The organism is Pedobacter sp. AC402 (assembly GCF_979252805.1).
Window position 1 is genome coordinate 40030 of sequence record NZ_CEEDAI010000011.1, and the last position, 18311, is coordinate 58340.

The following is an 18311-nucleotide window of genomic DNA, read 5'->3' on the forward strand; positions in this document are numbered from 1 at the left end:
CTTAAGAATAAATTTCGCTGCCTTTTTCTGTAAATTCCTTTGATTTTTCCTGCATCCCTTTGGCTAAAGCATCTTCTGCCTCAACACCTTGTTTTGCAGCATATTCGCGTACATCCTGCGTAATTTTCATAGAGCAGAAATTTGGGCCGCACATGGAGCAGAAATGTGCAATTTTTGCACCCTCAGCAGGCAGTGTTTCATCATGGAATTCTTTTGCGGTATCAGGATCGAGTGATAAGTTAAACTGGTCTTCCCATCTGAATTCGAACCTGGCTTTGCTTAAGGCATTGTCGCGGTATTGCGCACCAGGATGGCCTTTGGCTAAATCGGCCGCGTGGGCAGCAATTTTATAAGTAATTACACCATCTTTTACATCTTTTTTATTCGGCAAACCCAAATGCTCCTTAGGGGTTACATAACAAAGCATGGCCGTACCGAACCAACCGATCATGGCAGCCCCTATGGCCGAGGTAATATGATCATAACCGGGCGCAATATCAGTGGTTAACGGACCCAAGGTGTAAAATGGAGCTTCAGAACAGTGCTCAAGCTGCTTTTCCATATTGGCTTTAATCAGGTGCATAGGCACGTGGCCCGGGCCTTCAATAATGGTCTGCACATCGTGTTTCCAGGCAATTTTGGTGAGTTCGCCGAGTGTTTCGAGTTCTGAAAACTGTGCGGCATCATTTGCATCGGCAATACAGCCTGGCCTTAAGCCATCCCCTAACGAAAATGCAACATCGTATGCCTTCATGATCTCGCAAATCTCTTCAAAATGGGTGTATAGGAAATTCTCCTTATGATGTGCCAAACACCATTTGGCCATAATGGATCCGCCACGAGAAACAATACCGGTAATTCGTTTGGCGGTTAATGGCACATAACGGAGCAATACGCCAGCATGAATGGTAAAATAATCTACGCCTTGTTCAGCCTGCTCAATAAGGGTATCGCGGAAAATTTCCCAGGTTAAATCTTCTGCTTTTCCATTTACTTTTTCTAAGGCCTGGTAAATCGGAACGGTGCCGATGGGTACCGGAGAGTTGCGGATAATCCATTCACGGGTTTCGTGAATATTTTTTCCTGTTGAAAGGTCCATAATTGTATCGGCACCCCAACGGCAGGCCCAAACTGCCTTTTCTACTTCTTCTTCAATAGTTGAGGTAACGGCAGAATTGCCAATATTGGCATTGATTTTTACCAGGAAATTTCGCCCGATAATCATCGGCTCAAGCTCCGGGTGATTGATGTTGCAAGGAATCACTGCCCGTCCGGCAGCTACCTCTGCTCTTACAAATTCGGGGGTGATGTATCCTTTCGGTGTATTGGCGCCAAAGCTATTGCCCTGGTGCTGGTGGTTCATTACCTCGTGCTGGCTGCCAAGTTGTTCGTTCAATAGATCAATCTGCTGATTTTCCCTGATGGCAATGTACTCCATTTCGGCCGTTATAATGCCTTTTTTAGCATAATGCATTTGCGATACATTGGCACCTGCTTGCGCTTTATAAGGCTTGTTGGTGAAGTTAAACCGCAGCGAATCAAGCTTCTCATCAGCCAAACGCTGCTGCCCATAAAAAGAAGAAAGCACCGGAAGTTCTTCCACATCAAGCCTGTTTTTAATCCACTGCTCCCTTAAGCGCGGCAACCCTTTTTTAACATCAATAATTGCATTAGCATCGGTATATGGGCCGCTGGTATCATAAACGGTTACCGGTGGATTAGGTTCGGTTAGGCCAAAACCGTTGTGGATTTTTGTTTCTGTTAAACTGATCTCCCGCATGGCTACCTGTATATTGTGAATTTTTCCGGGAACAAAGATTTTTCGTGATGCCGGAAAAGGACTGCGGCTAATGACTTCCTGGTTTGGTGTTTTTTCTTGTTTCATGTGGTAGTTTGAATATTGAATGATTGAATGGGGATATAAGAGATGTAAAGAATGAATTGAAAATCATACATTCAGTCGTTCTTTTACCCCCCTTGCGTGGCTTTTATGAGTATAATCTGATCGCCATGACTTAACAGATGGCCAGCCCAGCCCGATTTGGGAATGATGTTTTGATTTACCGCAATGGCAAGTCCGTTGGTTTCTAAAAGTAGAACAGTAGCAAATAGCTGTTCGATGGAACAGGTTTCCTTTAGCGAATGATTCTGATTGTTTATAGTTACTTCCATAATAAAAAATTTGGAAAAACTATAGAGATTGCCCCGTATTGGGGATCGAAAAGACAGCAATGGTATTGCTTTCACTTTTCCCTTCGGCAGTACTAACTGCATCAGGTTCAAAGGGTATTTCTCAGCACGTAGGCACCCCTAAAGTTTTTTGTAAATATATAGGATTAAATTTCTAAAGCAAATAAAAAATGGTATAGATAAAATCTATATGATATGACGACTAATATAGAGATGGCACAAAAATTTTAAGGAAACAAATCTCCTGAAAATATTATCATCCGATAGCTATCTGATGACGCCCCCTTTACCGGAGTCTGTCAATAACTGTTTACGAAGGATCTTTTCCAATTAGCGTAATGTACAGAAAAGATCCCTAACTGCGTTAAGGTGACAATCGTGGTGATTAAAACACTAATTTTCATTCCCAATCTTCGCTCTCGTTCTCTCGAACAAACCTATCTTGATGCAGTGATTTTTTTACTTAGGTCCATCGCTTTCTGCATATCAGCAATTCCATATCCGAATGGAATTTCCGGTTTTCCAGCACGGTTGGCAGACTTTCTAATAACCTCCATAAGCTCCTCATTGGTAAGTTTAGGGTATGCTTGCCATAAACAGGCGGCCAAGCCACACATAATCGGACTGGCGTACGAGGTTCCACTACGTGTTTCACTGTTCCCACTCTCATTAATTACACTTGCAGTACCACCTAAAGCTACTACATCAGGCTTCATCCTGCCATCTACCGTGACGCCCCAAGAACTAAAGGCACTTATGTTCAGGTTGCTGTAAATAGCCCCTAATGTAAGTACGTGAGGGGAATCGGCAGGGGTACCTACCCAAGTGTTTTCATTCCCGGCACAGTTAACAATAAAAATGCCTTTACTAGCTGCTACATTAGCACCACGTGTTGCTAAAGCCGTTTTCCCATCCATATCTTCAAACTTATATCGCGTATATGGGTAATAAAAACCTGTAGAATAAGAAAGAGATGAGTTAACAATATCTACCCCAACACTATCGGCATATTCAATAGCATTTACCCAATAATCTTCTTCGATAGGATATTCGGTAGACTCATCTTCACTGCGCAGCAACCAGTAATTTGCTTCCGGAGCTAGTACCCACATAGTTGCCCGGCTGGTTGGTGGCCATGCATGAGGTTACCCAAATGCCATGACTGTCTACACTATAAGGATTATCATTTTCGTACACAAAAGACTTTGCCCCTTTTACATTTACATTTTTTAAAGCAGGGTTAGTTTTGAAGTTAATAAAGCCGGCATCGATCACCGCAATATCAATTCCTTCCCCTCTAAAACCTTTATTATGTAATGCCTGGCCATTATTAATATTAATATTGGTTAATGCTGAGCCATAATTTAATGATGCGCCTGGAGTACGGTTAGCACCAATTTGTGGCACATCTACATACTTAGAGGCGGTTGTTACTTCTTTTCTCTTCTTCCTTCCCACACCAGAATTACCTCTTTTACAAAGGGCAGCGCTTTGTATTTGTCGATTAAGAATTCATCTGTACAATTTACACTTACAGTGTTCAGCCATTTACTTTTAGCTACAATAGTGCCGCCCACCTGTTGTATTGCTTTTAGGTATTCGGGAGAAATTGGTAAGTCTGAAGCATCGATTGGGATGTTTCTCTTACGTCTCCGTTCAATTGCTTTTGGAGAAAGAAATGATTCTGGATTATTGATCGATAAATTCGATTGTCCTTTGTCCTTGAGCACCAAACGAAATTTATAGTCGTTGCCGTCGGTAACCACAACCTTGCATTTGGCTACGCCTTTTCCATTAACCAATGTAGCTAAAACATAGGTTTCTCCAGCGGCATCGGCCCAAACGACACCTTCATCCGTTACCCTGGCAATCCTTGGGTTCTCAGAACTCCAAACAACTGAATCAGACTCGCCAGAAAGTAAATTTTGAATTTTTACGGTTAACCTGGCACCAAAAAAACTATCGTTTGCGAGTTTTACCTCACCTGGCTCTATCGATATTGTAGTAGCAGGGATGACAGGGGTTTCTGGCACTTCTGATTTTTTACAGGCAGAAAATAAAAAGCAGAATAAAAAAGGGATGAGATAAAGGCGATGGGCGTATAAATTCATGACGAACTTTAAAAATAATAATATCTTCTACAGAAAAAGAAACTCACTTTTAAAGCTACATTCTTCTTCATAAATTTTACAAGTATAAGGTAATTGTGCGGATTGCAGACATACATAAATAAAAAAACTACTTATATAGTAATATAACACACATTATATTTATCAACCCAAGTATTCAACCTGCACGCTAATCCATCCATCCACACCTACCGCCTCATGCAAAATGCAAAACTTCCCTATAGCGGTAGAAAACACCATCAATTTACAGCCGATCTTTATTAAAATGAGTCATATAGCCTATCTTCGTTCCAAATTATTAAACCTTATACCTATGCAAACCCTGTTGGCGCTACAAAGCGGTAAACTTAAAGGAACAGTATCTTTGAAACTTTCGGAAAACCTTAAGGATTTTCCGCAGGAAATATTTGAGCTCGCCGATACACTCGAAGTGCTCGATCTTTCTTTTAATAAGCTGAGTACACTACCTGCAGATTTTGGCCGGTTAAAAAAGTTGAGGATTTTTTTCTGCTCTGAAAACCTTTTTACCGTTTTACCGGAAGTACTTGCCGATTGCCCTTTGTTGGATATTGCGGGTTTTAAATCCAATCAGATTAAAACTGTGCCTGCAAAATCCATTAATCCAAATTTGCGCTGGTTGATTTTAACCAATAATAATATCGCCGATCTACCAAAAGATATTGGGCTTTGTACACGCATGCAAAAACTGATGTTATCTGGAAACCGTTTAGCAACATTGCCCGAAGAATTGGCCAATTGCAAAAACCTGGGTTTACTTAGGATAGCAGCAAATAAACTTCATGAATTACCAAAATGGATAAGCGCAATGCCGAAACTATCTTGGATAGCTTTTTCTGGCAATAATTTTAGTAAAACCCCAGCTGTTGAAACACTTTCATTGATCAATTGGCATGATTTAGAAATCAGTCATTTGTTAGGTGAAGGTGCATCTGGCATTATCTCAAAAGCGAGCAGAACCATTGGTGATAAAACGAGTGAAGTGGCTGTTAAAATTTTTAAGGGCAGTGTAACCAGTGATGGATTACCAGAGGATGAAATGACCGCATATATTGCTGCCGGATACCATCCGGGCCTTGTTAACCTGATCGGGCAGATTGCACACCATCCTGAAGATAAGAAAGGCTTGGTGATGGATCTTATTCCTCATCATTTTTACAACCTGGGCAATCCACCGAGCCTCGAAAGCTGTACAAGAGATGTTTTCCCGGCCGGGATGCAATTGACAGAACAGCAGCTGTTAAGCATTGCCAAAACCATTGCCTCATTAGCTGCACAATTACATGGAGCAGGCATAATGCATGGCGACCTATATGCACACAATATCCTGATTGATGAGCAGGGCAGCACCTTGTTTGGCGATTTTGGCGCAGCAAGTTTTTACGATAGAACAGCTAATGAAACCGCTTTCCTGCTTGAAAGGATCGAGGTAAGTGCTTATGGTTACCTGCTTGATGACCTGTTATGTTTAGCTAAGGATACTGCAAACAAAAAAGTATTAGCCGATCTTACAGTTATAAAAGATGCCTGTTTAGACTTATTGCCATCAAACCGGCCAGGTTTTGAAGATATAGTTAACGCACTGGCAAAGATTTAGTGCCAATAAGTTGTTAGTCTGAGCTTGTCGAAAAACTTTTATGTACTTCAACAAGCTCATGATGACCATAAACTAAGTTGATTGATCTTAATTCTGCTGTTTTTTTGCCCAATCTAATCTTCGCTGGTCAGGTGTAGGGGTTACCTTAAAATTTTCAAATGTGGCGTTAAAACCTTTTCCATCCGGGCAGGCAGCCACAAGGCCAACCATTACCGGCGCATTATCTTTAAAATAGCAGGTACGGAGCATGGTATATTTTTTATCATCCAACGAATAAAAAATCTCTACGGCATCGAGCTTTCTAACCGCTTTCATCCATATAGATGTAGGCGCCTGCGGTAGCTCTACTACGCTCCAGTCGCTGGTTTTGTGCGTAACCACAGCACTCACATTTTGTTTTCCATTTACAAATTCTACACCAGCTTTTATCCATTCTTCCTCATTGATGCGCAGCATAATGCCCATTTGATCGAAGGTGGTTACATAACTACCGGTAATTTTTACCTTTACCTCAAATTCACCACCATAGGTAGCATAATAAAAAGGAGCATCATCAACAGTAAAACCATAATGTGAAATGCGCCAATAATCTGTTTTGGCCGGAACAAACATGCTGAAAGTGTTTTTATCCTTTATTTCCCACTTCTCAGGTTCATTAAACCAGTTCATTTTGGCAAGGCTTTGTGCTGCTGATTTTTGTATATTTAAGGAGAATAATACGCAGATTGCGGCTAATAATTTAAGTTTCATTTGTGTGTTTGTGATTGATTTTGTGTGTTTGTGTTTTGCAAACCTAAAGCAAGTTGTAATTTTCACAAAGGACATACATCACTATTTTATTGTGACCATTATCACGCATAGCCGGCTGATCAGATACAGGGAGTATATAAATCTGCAAGAAATATTACATTTGTTTTGTTGTACGGAAACATGGAAACAAATTTTTTAAGGGCGCATATTGATCAGATCGTTTGTTTAACAGATGAGGAATTTGCACATGCCGAATCTTTTTTCACCAGGCGGAAATATAAAAAGCACCAATATATTATTCAGGCAGGTGAAGTAAACAGCTGTGAACATTTTGTGGTGAAAGGAATTGTAAAATCTTCTTATACCGACCACGAAGGCAAAGAATATATTTTACAATTGGCCATGGAAGAATGGTGGTTTTCAGATCCTAATGCTTTTAATACCGGAACGCCAGCAACACTAAATGTAGATTGCATCGAAGACACAGAAACGCTTTCTATCTCATTCGACAACAAGGAGAAGTTATGTGCCTCCTCGAGAAAAATGGAATACTTTTTCAGGAAAAAATACACCACCGGCAATATGGCCTTGCAAAAGCGGGTGCTCGCGCTGTTGAGCAATAATGCGGGCGAGCGCTACAAACAATGGCGCAACCAATACCCAACTTTACAAAAAAGAATTTCTAAAACCCTTATTGCCTCCTATTTGGGCGTTACCAGAGAAACTTTGAGCAGATTATCAGTCTGATCAACAATGCTTAGTGCTTCTTAAATTGATTTATGACCTGGAATCTTGAGACGGAATTAAAACAAAGTGGCTGATAAAATAACAGGGGAAGCAGCTATTCATTTTTATCACATATGTAGCTAATGTACTATTTTACAGATGAATAAAACTGAACGGAAACTTTTCGGCTATCTTTTTCATATTTGTATCAGGGTATTAAACAGTTCATTTGAATTACTTCTCAATCGTCCCAATGATAATTTTAAAGTTCAATGAAACACGTTCTTCTTAAGAGCGTGTTTTTTTTATTAAAAAAGCCTTCCATTGCAGAAAGGCCTTGTGTTTAATCTAAATCGTCCCGTTGATTTAATTTTAACGTTATAAATATAGTTATCAACGCATTAACAACAAATTAAAAGGTAAAAATACCCTGATGTGGCAGTAAAATCCCTACAAAGCTAACCCTATTTTCCACAAGAAAATGCCTGAGTAAATAAAGCTGATAAGTACAAAAGATCAGCCTAAAAACACTCTACTTCCCAAAAACGCGACCAACTTTCGAGTGCTCCAAGCTTAACAATGCCTTCTTTATCTGTTAATTCCTGGTTGTGGTTAACGCCATCCGCAACGCCGCACCAAGGTTCTAAACAAACAAAAAGGAGCATCAGTAGCGGCCCAAATGCCAAAGAAAGGAAAATCTTCAAAATGAAAATGCAGTCCATAATCATTTTTGGTATTCAGCAAACTGATGCAATTACTTTGCAGGGTTTTAAAAACCAGTGCATCATTGTAAAACAGATCATGTGTAAGGTTTAACCTATGACTGCCAAGTTCAATATCCTGGGTTTCATTTGCCACCAAACCATCTTCCAACTTCCAATAAGTTAATTTCTCATCGGCGTTGAAAGCAAGATAATAATCCTCGTAAACGGTATTTGGCGTATTAGGAACCGCAAATGCAGGGTGTGCGCCTATGGCAAAATAAAAGGGATTCTGTTCCGGTATTGATTACCTCGTATGTTAAATTCAGTTTCCGATCAATCAAACGGTATTTAAGTTTCAACTCAAAATAAAAAGGATACACTTTTAAAGGTATCTTCATTTTGGGTTAAGGTAAAAGTGGCTTCAGTTTCACTCGTTTTTTCGATGTTGAAAACATGATCTCGGGCGAAACCGTGCCGTGGCAACTCATAATGCTTGCCTTGATAACTGAAATTGTTATTTTTTAATGAGCCCACTATCGGGAATAAAACCGGGCTATGCTTTGCCCAAAATTTTGGATTGGCATTCCATAAATATTCCAGATTGGTTTCCTTGCTAAATAGACCTTGAAGTTCTGCACCTTTAGCCGCCAGGCTAACTTTTATATAATCGTTTTCGAGAGTTATCATTGCCCCCTAAATTAACAAAAAGATGTACTTTAAAAACATCTTTTTTATTAATTTTGATGATCACCTTAAAATATAGTCCACGATAAAAATCTTCAACAATGGCCATTAAAATTTTAAAAAGCAAGTATCGTTCTTGCGCTGTTTATGATGTATGCAGCAGCTTCTAGCTAAATTTTAAGCTCAAAAAAGCTTAATAGCTTCTTTATTTATATTATCAAGCGCATTAAACCGCTAAAAATCAGAAAACCATGGCGATAGATTTATCAAAATTATCGAACACAAAAGTGAAAGCCGCTATAACTGCGCTACAAAAAGGAGATGAAAAAACCTGGTTTCCTTTGTTTGCCTCAGATATTGCCTTTTTTGATGATGGAAACCAGATGAAATTTAACAATTTCTTTAAAAAAGCATTGGGCCATGAGCGTTTTACCAATATAGATAAAGTTGAAAACAATGGCATGGATGTGTATGGCAACTTTCATTCCGACCAATGGGGTGATTTCAAAACCTGCTTTAAATTTCAGTTCAATAAAGAAGGAAAATTAAACAGACTGGATATCGGGCAAGCCTTCTATTAAGTTTGGAGTTGGGCGTTTTCCCTTGGATACAGCTCCAAAGTCAAAACAGCCAAGCCCAAACTGCTATCACTACCCGCGCTCTTCCCAAATACAGGCAATATTTATAATCGTTTGAACCGCCTTTTCCATATCCTGTACGCTTACCCATTCCTGTTTACTATGAAAAGCATGCTCACCTGCAAAAATATTAGGACAAGGTAAGCCCATAAAAGAAAGTCGCGATCCATCGGTACCCCCGCGGATGCTCTGCTGTTTAGCAGTTACGCCAGCCCGTTCTATCGCTTCTATTCCGTATTGAACAATTTTAGGATGTTGATCCAATATTTGTTTCATATTGCGGTATTGTGCTTTAATTGCCAAGCTATAGCTGGAGTTTGGATATTTAGCAATTACTTTTTTTACTGTTTCTTCCAAAAACAGACCGTGTGCAGCAAGTTTTTCGTCGGTAAAATCTCTGATTATAAATTGTGCTTCGGCTTCCTCCACTTGTCCGCTAATGCTTACCGGATGAATAAAACCTTCTTTTTGTGCTGTAGCTTCTGGAGTTAAAGCATCTTTCGGTAATGAATCTAAAACTTCGGCCAAAATCTTTATCGCACTCTCCATTTTTCCTTTTGCAAAGCCAGGGTGGGTACTCACGCCATAAATTTTAAGGGTAGCACCATCCGCAGAAAAAGTTTCATCTTCAATTGAACCCAATGTTTCTCCATCAATGGTATAGCCAAAATCGGCACCCAGTTTTTTTAAATCCACTTTGTCTACACCTCTTCCTATTTCCTCATCAGGGGTAAAAAAGAATTTTAATTGTTCCATGTTTTATATCAGGGTTTTTCATCAAAAAAGCAGCTGCTTCCATAATTTCTGCCAAACCAGCCTTGTTATCGGCCCCCAGTAGCGTTGTACCGCTTGCAGTAATGATATCATTCCCAATTTGGGATTTTAGATCTTTGTGCGCTGATAATTTTATTACTATTTTATTATCATCAGGCAATATGAGGTCTTGCCCTTGATACTTGTCATGGATAATCGGCTTCACGTTTTCACCACTACAATCGGGAGAGGTATCCATGTGCGAACAAAAGAATATTACAGGCAATGTTTTGGTCGAGTTTGAAGGAATGGTGGCATAAACATACCCGTTAACATCCATTTTTGCATCATTTAGCCCAATTTCCAGTAATTCCTGAACCAATTCCCTTGCCAGGTCCTTTTGCTTTTCAGTTGATGGGCAAGTAGAAGAATCTGGATCCGATTGGGTATCAATTTTTGCATATTTTATAAATCTTTGTTCTAAAGATTTGTTAAAGTTGGTGTAAGTGCTCATAATTCAAAGGTAAAAGTTATAGATATTCGATAAACATATTATTTTTGTAAAAAAACAATATGATTTTAAATTTGCTGAGAGCTACATATATATCCCTTTTGCTTGTTTTTACAGGAAGTTTTTCTTTTGCCCAATCCAATTATTTTAAAATGTCGTATGGCTTTGGAGGAGGCGTAAACAAATCATATACAGATGTATATAAAGGAAGCATTGGTTACACTGCTTACGGTGTTTTCGATTATCATATTACACCTTTTGTAACCATAGGTTTGGAAGGACAGATAGGAAGGGTTCAGGGAGGAAATGTTCAAACCGATCTGCATAACCGCCAGTTTGTAAATCAGTACTCAGCAATTTCAGCGAATGTAAAATTGATGCTTGGCGAAGTTGTAGATTACGATAAAAGTGAATTTCTGTACAACATCAGAGGCTTGTATGCTGGCGTAGGTATAGGTGTTGTTAACAATAACATTACCGATATTGTGCGTTATAAACCACTTTGGGCAGCTTACGAACCAGGTTATGGCCCCTTTCCGGGAGAAAATAAAAGCCTGAACCTTTTGGTGCCTTTAAACTTCGGTTTTAATTATTATATCAATGATGGTTATGGCTATATGCGGTACATCATCAATATCAATGCGCAATCTAACTTTACATTCGGAGAAGGTTTGGATGGTTATAACGATTCGAGCACCAAGTTTAAAAACTATTCTCCGGATGTTTACAATAGCTATACCATCGGCTTTAAGTACATGTTCGGAAAGATTAAAGTTTACCATAAAACGCTTTAATAAGCATTTCATTTCTTAGATTTAAAGCATGAGAAAATTCTTCGTGTTTTGTTTGCTCGCTATGCGACTAAAAGCAACTGCACAGAAAACCCCTTTCGAATTAAGTGGTAAAACCGAAACCACAACTTATCATGCAGCGATAGCTTACTACGAAAATCTGGCTAAAACTTATCCTGAGGCCCGGCTCCTTACCTATGGCAATACCGACTTTTGCAAACCATTGCATTTATTGGTGTTATCACATGATCAGGTTTTTGACCCATCAGCGATTAAAAAAAGCAATAAAAGAGTTTTATTGATCAATAACGGAATCCACCCCGGAGACCCCGAAGGCATAGATGCATCAATGATGCTGGCCCGCGACCTGCTAAAGGGAAAAAAACTTCCAAAAGACGTGGTCATCTGTATTGTTCCACTCTATAATATTGATGGCAGTTTTAACAGAAGTGGCACTTCTAGAGCAAACCAAAATGGCCCCATTGCTTATGGCTTTAGGGGGAACAGTAAAAATCTAGACTTAAACCGCGATTTCATTAAAACTGATTCAAAAAACTCAGCGGCTTTTCAACTCATTTTTAATATCTGGCAGCCCGAAATTTTTGTAGATACCCATACCAGCAATGGCGCAGATTACCAATACGTTATGACGCTTATTCCTACCCAGAAAGATAAGCTGAACCCAATACTTTCCGGATATTTAACGCAAACTTTGTTGCCAGATCTTTACAAAGGGATGGAGAAAATGGGCTACCCGATGATCCCTTATGTAAATTCGATCGGAGAAACCCCGGAAACGGGAATAACAGGATTTATTGACCCGCCACGTTATTCAACAGGATATACAACCCTGCACAATACCATTGGTTTTATGCCTGAAACGCATATGTTAAAATCATATGATTTACGTGTGGATGCCACCTATAAATTATTGCAAAATTATATTGGGATAATAGCACGCGATGCCAAAATTATCGGCGAAAATAAACGCAAGGCAGATGAAATAGTCAGTACACAAAAAGAATTTCCTTTAGATTGGAAGTTGAACAAAAGCGAAGTAAACGACCTTACTTTTAAAGGCTTTGAGGCGGGGCAGAAGCCAAGCACTATAAGTGGTGCCGACCGTTTATTTTACGACCGCAACAAACCTTACACCAAAACCATTAAAGAATGGAATAAGTTTGAACCCGCCATTGTTGTACAAAAGCCTGTTGCCTATATTATACCAAAAGCATGGGACCGTGTAATTGCTTTGCTAAAACTGAACAATGTTAAGGTGCAGGAGCTGAAAGCAGATCAGAAAATTGCTGTGGAAAGTTATTATATCGGCGATTTTAAAACCGGAACAAGGCCTTACGAAGGGCATTACCTTCATTCAGGAGTAAAGGTTAACCCTGTGCTACAAAACCTGCAATACTACACCGGCGATTTTGTAGTGTACGTTAATCAACCCAGTAACCGTTATATTGTAGAAACATTGGAACCACCGCCACTGATTCATTTTTTAACTGGAACTTTTTCGATTCTGTTTTAGATATGAAAGAACATTATTCTGCTTATGTTTTTGAAGATACGGCAACGGAACTGCTTAAAAACAATCCGGATTTAAAAAATAAGCTGGAAGCAAAAAAAGCTTCAGATCCCGAATTTGCAAAGAACGGTGCCGCACAACTTGACTTTGTGTATAAAAATTCTGATTATTACGAAAAAACACACAATAGATACCCGGTAGCCCGTTTGGTTACAGCTTTAAAACTTGATTTAAAATAACCCAATGGAATACTTTAATATTGCACCCGTTGCCTCGGTAATTTTTGTTTTTACCATTATTACAAGCCTGTACGCTTTCTACGACCATTCAATCTATGGAAAGTTTATGCTGCATCCCTACACGGTATCAAAAGGACAAAATGTGTATACTTTAATCACCAGCGGCTTGGTACATGCCGATTGGATGCACCTGTTTTTTAATATGTTTACCTTTTATGCTTTTGCTTTTACGCTAGAGCGCTTAATGGGGAGCTGGCAATTTGGTTTATTGTACTTCTTGGGATTAATATTAAGTGATTTACCTACTGTAATTAAACATAAAGATAATTTCAACTATAATAGTCTGGGTGCTTCAGGGGCAATCAGTGCAGTGCTTTTTAGTTATATCTTATTTAATCCGATGTCTAAAATTTATATCATGTTTATTCCGATTGGAATCCCTGCTGTAGTTTTTGGAATTTTATATCTAATTTATTGTGCTTATGCATCCCGCAACTCAAGAGATCACATCAACCACGATGCACACTTTTTTGGTGCCTTAACGGGATTGATTTTCACCATTATATTCGTTCCGGGTATTTTGCAAAATTTTATTGCGATGTTAACAGGAGGAAGATAATATCCTTTAGGAAGAATCGTCATTCCCCTGAAAACGGGAATCCTTTGCGATATATGATGGATTTCTCCGCACGCGACGGTCAAGCTGAATTTATTTCAGGATGTTTCATATTAATAGGCCCTGAATTGATTAGCCCGCAGCAGGTAAAAAAGGATTCTCAAAGAAACTCATCGAGCTCATCAGGATTTTTAATAATTTCGAACACCACATAACCCCATGGTTTCCAGAAATTCTCCAGCACCTGCGCATATATTTTATGTTGCCATACATCAAAAAGCGGTTTGGTCATGTTTCCGCGTAATGGCATTGCTTCGATGTAAGTGGTACCCTCAACAGGCATAAAAGTATATTCGGGTAAACGGTTAAAAAGATAAGCCGAGTAATAAAAACGCGCACTAAGTTCTTCAAATTGCTCGGCCGTTAATGCTTTACCCGCTATTTCATTAATAATATCCTGATGGTAACGTTTATTGGTTCCGTTATCCTGTAAACAGGCAATAATGCCAAAATCTTTCATTTTCAATGAGAAAGTCAATGTATTTATCTCATCGCGGAAACTGAATGGCGTTTCTCCGTTTTCTAATTTCACTACCGTGATAGACCATGGTGAAAAATCTTCAAATTCCAGACTGGTATACAGGTTCTGCATCATGAAATTGAGGTTGGCAAATTTCATCATTAATGATTGCGACATATTCAATCCATCGGCAGTCATCTCTTTGCGCAAAGCAGAGTGCATTTCGATATATACAAAACCATATAAAAACTTGCCGATCCAATTAAAAAGATCAAGTTCTGGCAATGCGGATACCGCATCATAGCCTTTTGCAAACGCAGCTTCAATCTTATCTTCCAACGGCGTTAAAAACTGTTCATTAACCTCGCTGTTTACCGGAATAACCAAAGTGTTGTACGAACGGATACTTTCATCCAAAAACTGGATCTGCTCTTCGCCACTTAAACCAGCTTGCTCCAACAGCCATTTAGGGATTAACGGAACCTGCAAAACAGGCGAATTGAACGTTTTGCCACTTAAAAAGCAGATTTTATATAAAAAATCGAAGTTTTGGAAAGGATTGTATAAGCCGGTATTCATCGGTACAATATTAGCCATTATATTTTTAGGGCCTTGTACCGATAATACATTTTAACGAAAGGATTACAACAGAACCAATTTTCAAGGCTCGCTTTAGCCAAGGAATATAGCGAGTTCCATTTCGTTGTTATTTAATGAGAAAACTTCGCTTTAAATTTGTCATCCTGAGGGTTAATTTATCGTATAAAAATCAAAATAAGTAACAGAAGCACTTAAAAGATTAATCTCCTCAGGTTATCTTCATTGCAAGAAGGCTTTTTCAGCCGAGGAAGCAATCTTTATGGCAAGAATCATTAGCATTAAAGATTGCTTTGTCGTTCCTCCGTGCAATGACAACCTTTCTTAACAGATCTGTTAATGTTAGCCTATCGAAACACCTTAAAGCATATTTAAGAAAGTCCTTCGACAAGCCCAGGTTGACCAATTTTTGGTCTCTTTGAAAAGAACGCAATGCTAATAATTATTATAATAATAACTAATATCATCAACCAACTGGCTGTAAATCGGCTTTGTAAATTCTAAAAACAAGGCACTTGGTGGTGGAGGCAGTATTTCTTTTCTCCTGGTAATGGCCAGTTGTTGTTTACTTAATGCCCTGTCGTCTCCTTTATAGCTTGCCCAGCTGTCTTTCCAAATATATGTTCCCGGAAATTTCTGTTGGCGTACAAGTTTCCTCGTTTTCCAATCGGTTATGCTTCATATCCAACAAACCCGAAGACGATATATTTTTTTCAAAAATGCTTAATGTGGCTTTTACAGTGCCGTAAACCGGCTTTTTTATCGCGGGTTTCACCAATTACCACACTATCACGTTTTAGCTTCTCAACCCTTTCTTTAACATAGGTTTGCCCCACCACAAAATCATCAAAATTTAAACTCAATACCTGATCGGGAACAATTTTCTGCTCAGTGGCCTGTGTTTCGCCATAAAATATTACAAACTTATTCTTGGCGTAACTTCCAATAAACTGATCAATCTGTTGCTGAAAATAATCGGCACTTAACTTATACATACCGCTGTTTACAATAATCGGCTGCACTACTACCCTGGCAACAGCTGCCCAATAGGCATCTTCCATTTTGGTTTTGGCATCCTTGTAATCCGCCTGTAGGTTTTGTGTTTTCTCAAATTCGTAATATGCCTTTTTAGCCGCCTGGCGATTATTTTCCCTCAAATAACCTAAACCGGAATTATATCGTGCTGCTGCGGCATTATATTTACTATCGGCAAGCTCGTTAAGGTACTTTGAAGGACTTGGAACTATGGTTAAGCAAGCCGGGCAACTATTAATGTCATCAGCCAATTGATTGATTTTTTGATAATCATACATTACCGATTCCCATCTGAAGAGATCGTTTGACATTTTTGCTTCTTCAATTTTCCTTAAATGATCCTGCAGGGCTAAATCGTATGCCGATTTTAATACCTCCCTGGCTTCGCTGTTTTTTGGCGAGTTTTGTAGCCTGCTCACCGCTTTTGCAACAGAAGCATCATAATCACCCTTTTGCAGGGCTTTTTTTCCTGTGGTACATCCTCCAATAATTATTAAGGATAAATAAATTAAATACCGTAATCTTGAATTGTTTTTCATGGCAGTGGTAGTTGCGTTAATAACAAAGATAATTTCCCAAACGATAATTGCCCTATTTATTTAGAAGACGATTGATAATGAAGATTAGTTGCAAGCAATTTGAATTAGAATTAAAACATCCTTTTTCGATATCGAAATTTACCCGAACCAGTACACCTTTAATGTTACTAAAGGTAGAACACGAGGGTGTAACAGGTTATGGAGAAGCCTCCATGGTGCCTTATATGGGCGAAAGTTATGAAAGTGCTGCGGCCTTTCTAAGCCTTGTAGATTGGAATAACATCCGGTTCCCTTTCAATTTTGAAGAAATTATTGCCTACCTGGATAGCCTTGCACCTGGTCAGCCAGCAATTAAAGCCGCCATGGATATCGCCCTTAATGATATCCAGGGGAAACTTTTTAACAAACCCTGTTACCAAATTTATGGCGCTGAACCAGCTAAAATGCCGGTAACTTCTTATACCATCGGGATTGATACTCCGGAGGTAATCCGCGAAAAACTGAAAGATGCTGAAGCCTTTAAAGTTATCAAGGTTAAATTGGGAAGGGATAACGATCAGGAAATTATCAACACCATCCGTAGCATGACCAATGTGCCCTTGTATGTAGATGCAAACCAGGGATGGGCGGATAAAATTAAAGCTATAGACTTAATTTATTGGTTACATCAACAGGGTGTGGTACTAATTGAGCAACCGATGGATAAAAACAACCTTGATGGAAATGCCTGGTTAACCGAACGTAGCCCGATCCCTCTGTTAGCCGATGAAGCGGTACAGCGTTTGGCCGATATGGATAAACTAAAAGGGGCCTACCATGGCATAAATGTTAAACTGATGAAAAGCTGCGGCATGTACGAAGGCCATCAAATGATTTTGAAGGCACGATCTTTTGGGATGAAGGTGCTGATCGGCTGTATGAGCGAAACCAGTTGTGCTACGTTAGCTGCAGCCGCTTTGGCCCCAATATGCAACTGGGCTGATTTGGACGGGCCTTGGCTGACCAAAAATAATCCTTTTACAGATCCGGCTTTTGAAAACGGCAGGTATATTTTAAATGATCTGCCTGGTTTAGGCCTGGAGGGTATTACTTCTGATCTTTTTCCTTAAAGCTTTTTCTGATGTCTTTGGTAAGCTGATACTTGAAGTAAAACAGGCAACAGGTAACCCCCACTAAAAATCCGGCAGGAAGATATTTATGGTTATTGTAACACCAAACCAATCCGAAAATAGAAAGGATTATGGCTAAATTATAAAAGATATTTAATGCAAATTTTTTACCCACAACTGGAAGGTTTATATTATAAAAGAATTAATAATGAGCAGGTAGCAATAACCAATTATCAAACCAGTATAGCAAAAAACAAAGGTTTAATTCGCGATTTGCAAAAGTTTGATAATTGGAATTTGTTTATTGGTTATCCTTAATAAACTGGCATGCTTGGATCAAAAGCTTCCTGCCAGGCTAAAATACCACCTTTTAAATTATAAAGATTGTCGAATCCGTATTGTTGCTCCAACTGCATTACAGCTGCCGCACTTCTTTTTCCACTACGGCACTGAATAATTACAGGTTTATCTTTAGCCACCTTATCAGCCTCAATTAAAATTCCACCCAAAGGGATATTCTCCCCTTCAAGGTTCGAAACTTCGTATTCAAATGTTTCGCGAACATCAATCAATTGAAAATCTTCTTTATTATCGATTTTCTCTTTTAGTTCCTGTACCGATATTTCTTTCATTT

General features: G+C 39.1%; 21 protein-coding genes, 1 pseudogene and 1 riboswitch. Of the genes and pseudogenes, 9 read left to right on the plus strand and 13 right to left on the minus strand.

Annotated features, from left to right (window positions below; genetic code table 11):
* Position 1: 1 nt before the first annotated feature.
* The 5 genes from thiC to AC0IWE_RS18800 form a co-directional block, all read right to left on the minus strand.
* Positions 2-1885: a phosphomethylpyrimidine synthase ThiC gene (gene thiC, locus AC0IWE_RS18780; protein WP_471794278.1), complete on the minus strand. Its 1884-nt coding sequence runs from the start codon at positions 1883-1885 to the stop codon at positions 2-4.
* 83 nt (positions 1886-1968) lie between these two features.
* Positions 1969-2172 carry a sulfur carrier protein ThiS gene (gene thiS, locus AC0IWE_RS18785; protein ID WP_471794279.1) on the minus strand — a complete coding sequence of 68 codons (204 nt, stop codon included), beginning with the start codon at positions 2170-2172 and terminating at the stop codon, positions 1969-1971.
* Between the two features lie 61 nt (positions 2173-2233).
* Positions 2234-2322, minus strand: a riboswitch (TPP riboswitch).
* 305 nt (positions 2323-2627) lie between these two features.
* Positions 2628-3302 carry a S8 family serine peptidase gene (locus AC0IWE_RS18790; RefSeq protein WP_471794280.1) on the minus strand — a complete coding sequence of 225 codons (675 nt, stop codon included), beginning with the start codon at positions 3300-3302 and terminating at the stop codon, positions 2628-2630.
* Positions 3256-3648 carry a hypothetical protein gene (locus tag AC0IWE_RS18795; protein ID WP_471794281.1) on the minus strand — a complete coding sequence of 131 codons (393 nt, stop codon included), beginning with the start codon at positions 3646-3648 and terminating at the stop codon, positions 3256-3258. The genes AC0IWE_RS18790 and AC0IWE_RS18795 overlap by 47 nt, the downstream gene beginning before the upstream one ends.
* Positions 3621-4301, minus strand: coding sequence for an Ig-like domain-containing protein (locus AC0IWE_RS18800; protein WP_471794282.1), 681 nt, complete (start codon positions 4299-4301; stop codon positions 3621-3623). Before AC0IWE_RS18800 ends, AC0IWE_RS18795 begins: the two co-directional genes overlap by 28 nt.
* Positions 4302-4632: 331 nt before the next feature.
* On the opposite strand from AC0IWE_RS18800, the gene AC0IWE_RS18805 reads away from it, so the two are divergent.
* Positions 4633-5934 (plus strand): leucine-rich repeat-containing protein kinase family protein, encoded by a 1302-nt coding sequence (locus tag AC0IWE_RS18805; protein WP_471794283.1) that lies wholly within the window; start codon positions 4633-4635, stop codon positions 5932-5934.
* Between the two features lie 87 nt (positions 5935-6021).
* Here AC0IWE_RS18805 and AC0IWE_RS18810 read toward each other — a convergent pair whose 3' ends face one another.
* On the minus strand, positions 6022-6684 hold the full coding sequence (locus tag AC0IWE_RS18810; RefSeq protein ID WP_471794284.1) for a DUF1349 domain-containing protein: 663 nt from the start codon (positions 6682-6684) through the stop codon (positions 6022-6024).
* A 180-nt stretch (positions 6685-6864) separates the two neighbouring features.
* Here AC0IWE_RS18810 and AC0IWE_RS18815 point away from each other — a divergent pair, with 180 nt between their 5' ends.
* Entirely contained in the window at positions 6865-7431 is a 567-nt protein-coding gene (locus AC0IWE_RS18815; RefSeq protein ID WP_471794285.1) for a Crp/Fnr family transcriptional regulator, read from the plus strand.
* A gap of 591 nt (positions 7432-8022) precedes the next feature.
* Here the strand turns inward: AC0IWE_RS18815 and AC0IWE_RS18820 are convergent.
* Both AC0IWE_RS18820 and AC0IWE_RS18825 read right to left on the minus strand, forming a co-directional pair.
* A complete protein-coding gene (locus AC0IWE_RS18820; RefSeq protein ID WP_471794286.1) occupies positions 8023-8283 on the minus strand; it encodes a hypothetical protein in 261 nt (86 codons plus the stop codon).
* Positions 8284-8474: 191 nt separating this feature from the next.
* Positions 8475-8801, minus strand: coding sequence for an aldose epimerase family protein (locus tag AC0IWE_RS18825; RefSeq protein WP_471794287.1), 327 nt, complete (start codon positions 8799-8801; stop codon positions 8475-8477).
* A gap of 248 nt (positions 8802-9049) precedes the next feature.
* Here AC0IWE_RS18825 and AC0IWE_RS18830 point away from each other — a divergent pair, with 248 nt between their 5' ends.
* Complete coding sequence (locus AC0IWE_RS18830; protein WP_471794288.1) at positions 9050-9379, plus strand: hypothetical protein; 330 nt, start codon at positions 9050-9052, stop codon at positions 9377-9379.
* A 69-nt stretch (positions 9380-9448) separates the two neighbouring features.
* Here AC0IWE_RS18830 and pepT read toward each other — a convergent pair.
* Positions 9449-10703: pseudogene (gene pepT, locus AC0IWE_RS18835) on the minus strand (peptidase T).
* Between the two features lie 59 nt (positions 10704-10762).
* Here pepT and AC0IWE_RS18840 point away from each other — a divergent pair.
* Genes AC0IWE_RS18840 through AC0IWE_RS18855 form a run of 4 tightly spaced genes read left to right on the plus strand, consistent with a single transcriptional unit; the run spans position 10763 to position 13880 of the window.
* Entirely contained in the window at positions 10763-11494 is a 732-nt protein-coding gene (locus AC0IWE_RS18840; RefSeq protein ID WP_471794289.1) for a hypothetical protein, read from the plus strand.
* A gap of 28 nt (positions 11495-11522) precedes the next feature.
* A complete protein-coding gene (locus tag AC0IWE_RS18845; RefSeq protein WP_471794290.1) occupies positions 11523-13025 on the plus strand; it encodes a M14 family metallopeptidase in 1503 nt (500 codons plus the stop codon).
* A 2-nt stretch (positions 13026-13027) separates the two neighbouring features.
* Positions 13028-13261, plus strand: coding sequence for a hypothetical protein (locus tag AC0IWE_RS18850; protein ID WP_471794291.1), 234 nt, complete (start codon positions 13028-13030; stop codon positions 13259-13261).
* A gap of 4 nt (positions 13262-13265) precedes the next feature.
* On the plus strand, positions 13266-13880 hold the full coding sequence (locus AC0IWE_RS18855; RefSeq protein WP_055902711.1) for a rhomboid family intramembrane serine protease: 615 nt from the start codon (positions 13266-13268) through the stop codon (positions 13878-13880).
* Between the two features lie 157 nt (positions 13881-14037).
* Here AC0IWE_RS18855 and AC0IWE_RS18860 read toward each other — a convergent pair whose 3' ends face one another.
* Together AC0IWE_RS18860 and AC0IWE_RS18865 are read right to left on the minus strand one after the other, a co-directional pair.
* Positions 14038-14994 (minus strand): hypothetical protein, encoded by a 957-nt coding sequence (locus tag AC0IWE_RS18860; RefSeq protein ID WP_471794292.1) that lies wholly within the window; start codon positions 14992-14994, stop codon positions 14038-14040.
* 713 nt (positions 14995-15707) lie between these two features.
* Positions 15708-16568, minus strand: coding sequence for a hypothetical protein (locus AC0IWE_RS18865; RefSeq protein WP_471794293.1), 861 nt, complete (start codon positions 16566-16568; stop codon positions 15708-15710).
* A 77-nt stretch (positions 16569-16645) separates the two neighbouring features.
* Here AC0IWE_RS18865 and AC0IWE_RS18870 point away from each other — a divergent pair, with 77 nt between their 5' ends.
* On the plus strand, positions 16646-17677 hold the full coding sequence (locus AC0IWE_RS18870) for a dipeptide epimerase (RefSeq protein ID WP_471794294.1): 1032 nt from the start codon (positions 16646-16648) through the stop codon (positions 17675-17677).
* Here AC0IWE_RS18870 and AC0IWE_RS18875 read toward each other — a convergent pair.
* Positions 17655-17852 carry a DUF6358 family protein gene (locus AC0IWE_RS18875; RefSeq protein ID WP_055902719.1) on the minus strand — a complete coding sequence of 66 codons (198 nt, stop codon included), beginning with the start codon at positions 17850-17852 and terminating at the stop codon, positions 17655-17657. The genes AC0IWE_RS18870 and AC0IWE_RS18875 overlap by 23 nt on opposite strands.
* Here AC0IWE_RS18875 and AC0IWE_RS18880 point away from each other — a divergent pair.
* The gene (locus tag AC0IWE_RS18880) at positions 17834-17995 is read left to right on the plus strand and encodes a hypothetical protein (protein ID WP_471794813.1); all 162 of its coding nucleotides are present in this window, start codon (positions 17834-17836) and stop codon (positions 17993-17995) included. The genes AC0IWE_RS18875 and AC0IWE_RS18880 overlap by 19 nt on opposite strands.
* On the opposite strand, the gene AC0IWE_RS18885 is transcribed toward AC0IWE_RS18880, so the two are convergent.
* The gene (locus tag AC0IWE_RS18885) at positions 17992-18309 is read right to left on the minus strand and encodes a rhodanese-like domain-containing protein (protein WP_029277953.1); all 318 of its coding nucleotides are present in this window, start codon (positions 18307-18309) and stop codon (positions 17992-17994) included. The two genes, AC0IWE_RS18880 and AC0IWE_RS18885, sit on opposite strands and share 4 nt — an antisense overlap.
* Positions 18310-18311 lie beyond the last annotated feature (2 nt).

Bases quoted from the DNA above. Each gene is read 5' to 3' on its own strand.
- AC0IWE_RS18805 (WP_471794283.1), top strand. From the start codon at position 4,633: ATGCAAACCCTGTTGGCGCTACAAAGCGGTAAACTTAAAGGAACAGTA.
- AC0IWE_RS18810 (WP_471794284.1), bottom strand. From the start codon at position 6,684: ATGAAACTTAAATTATTAGCCGCAATCTGCGTATTATTCTCCTTAAAT.
- AC0IWE_RS18840 (WP_471794289.1), top strand. From the start codon at position 10,763: ATGATTTTAAATTTGCTGAGAGCTACATATATATCCCTTTTGCTTGTT.
- AC0IWE_RS18880 (WP_471794813.1), top strand. From the start codon at position 17,834: ATGCAAATTTTTTACCCACAACTGGAAGGTTTATATTATAAAAGAATT.
- AC0IWE_RS18845 (WP_471794290.1), top strand. From the start codon at position 11,523: ATGAGAAAATTCTTCGTGTTTTGTTTGCTCGCTATGCGACTAAAAGCA.
- AC0IWE_RS18830 (WP_471794288.1), top strand. From the start codon at position 9,050: ATGGCGATAGATTTATCAAAATTATCGAACACAAAAGTGAAAGCCGCT.
- AC0IWE_RS18860 (WP_471794292.1), bottom strand. From the start codon at position 14,994: ATGGCTAATATTGTACCGATGAATACCGGCTTATACAATCCTTTCCAA.
- AC0IWE_RS18865 (WP_471794293.1), bottom strand. From the start codon at position 16,568: ATGAAAAACAATTCAAGATTACGGTATTTAATTTATTTATCCTTAATA.
- AC0IWE_RS18870 (WP_471794294.1), top strand. From the start codon at position 16,646: ATGAAGATTAGTTGCAAGCAATTTGAATTAGAATTAAAACATCCTTTT.
- AC0IWE_RS18800 (WP_471794282.1), bottom strand. From the start codon at position 4,301: ATGAATTTATACGCCCATCGCCTTTATCTCATCCCTTTTTTATTCTGC.
- AC0IWE_RS18850 (WP_471794291.1), top strand. From the start codon at position 13,028: ATGAAAGAACATTATTCTGCTTATGTTTTTGAAGATACGGCAACGGAA.
- thiS (WP_471794279.1), bottom strand. From the start codon at position 2,172: ATGGAAGTAACTATAAACAATCAGAATCATTCGCTAAAGGAAACCTGT.
- thiC (WP_471794278.1), bottom strand. From the start codon at position 1,885: ATGAAACAAGAAAAAACACCAAACCAGGAAGTCATTAGCCGCAGTCCT.
- AC0IWE_RS18885 (WP_029277953.1), bottom strand. From the start codon at position 18,309: ATGAAAGAAATATCGGTACAGGAACTAAAAGAGAAAATCGATAATAAA.
- AC0IWE_RS18855 (WP_055902711.1), top strand. From the start codon at position 13,266: ATGGAATACTTTAATATTGCACCCGTTGCCTCGGTAATTTTTGTTTTT.
- AC0IWE_RS18825 (WP_471794287.1), bottom strand. From the start codon at position 8,801: ATGATAACTCTCGAAAACGATTATATAAAAGTTAGCCTGGCGGCTAAA.
- AC0IWE_RS18790 (WP_471794280.1), bottom strand. From the start codon at position 3,302: ATGTGGGTACTAGCTCCGGAAGCAAATTACTGGTTGCTGCGCAGTGAA.
- AC0IWE_RS18815 (WP_471794285.1), top strand. From the start codon at position 6,865: ATGGAAACAAATTTTTTAAGGGCGCATATTGATCAGATCGTTTGTTTA.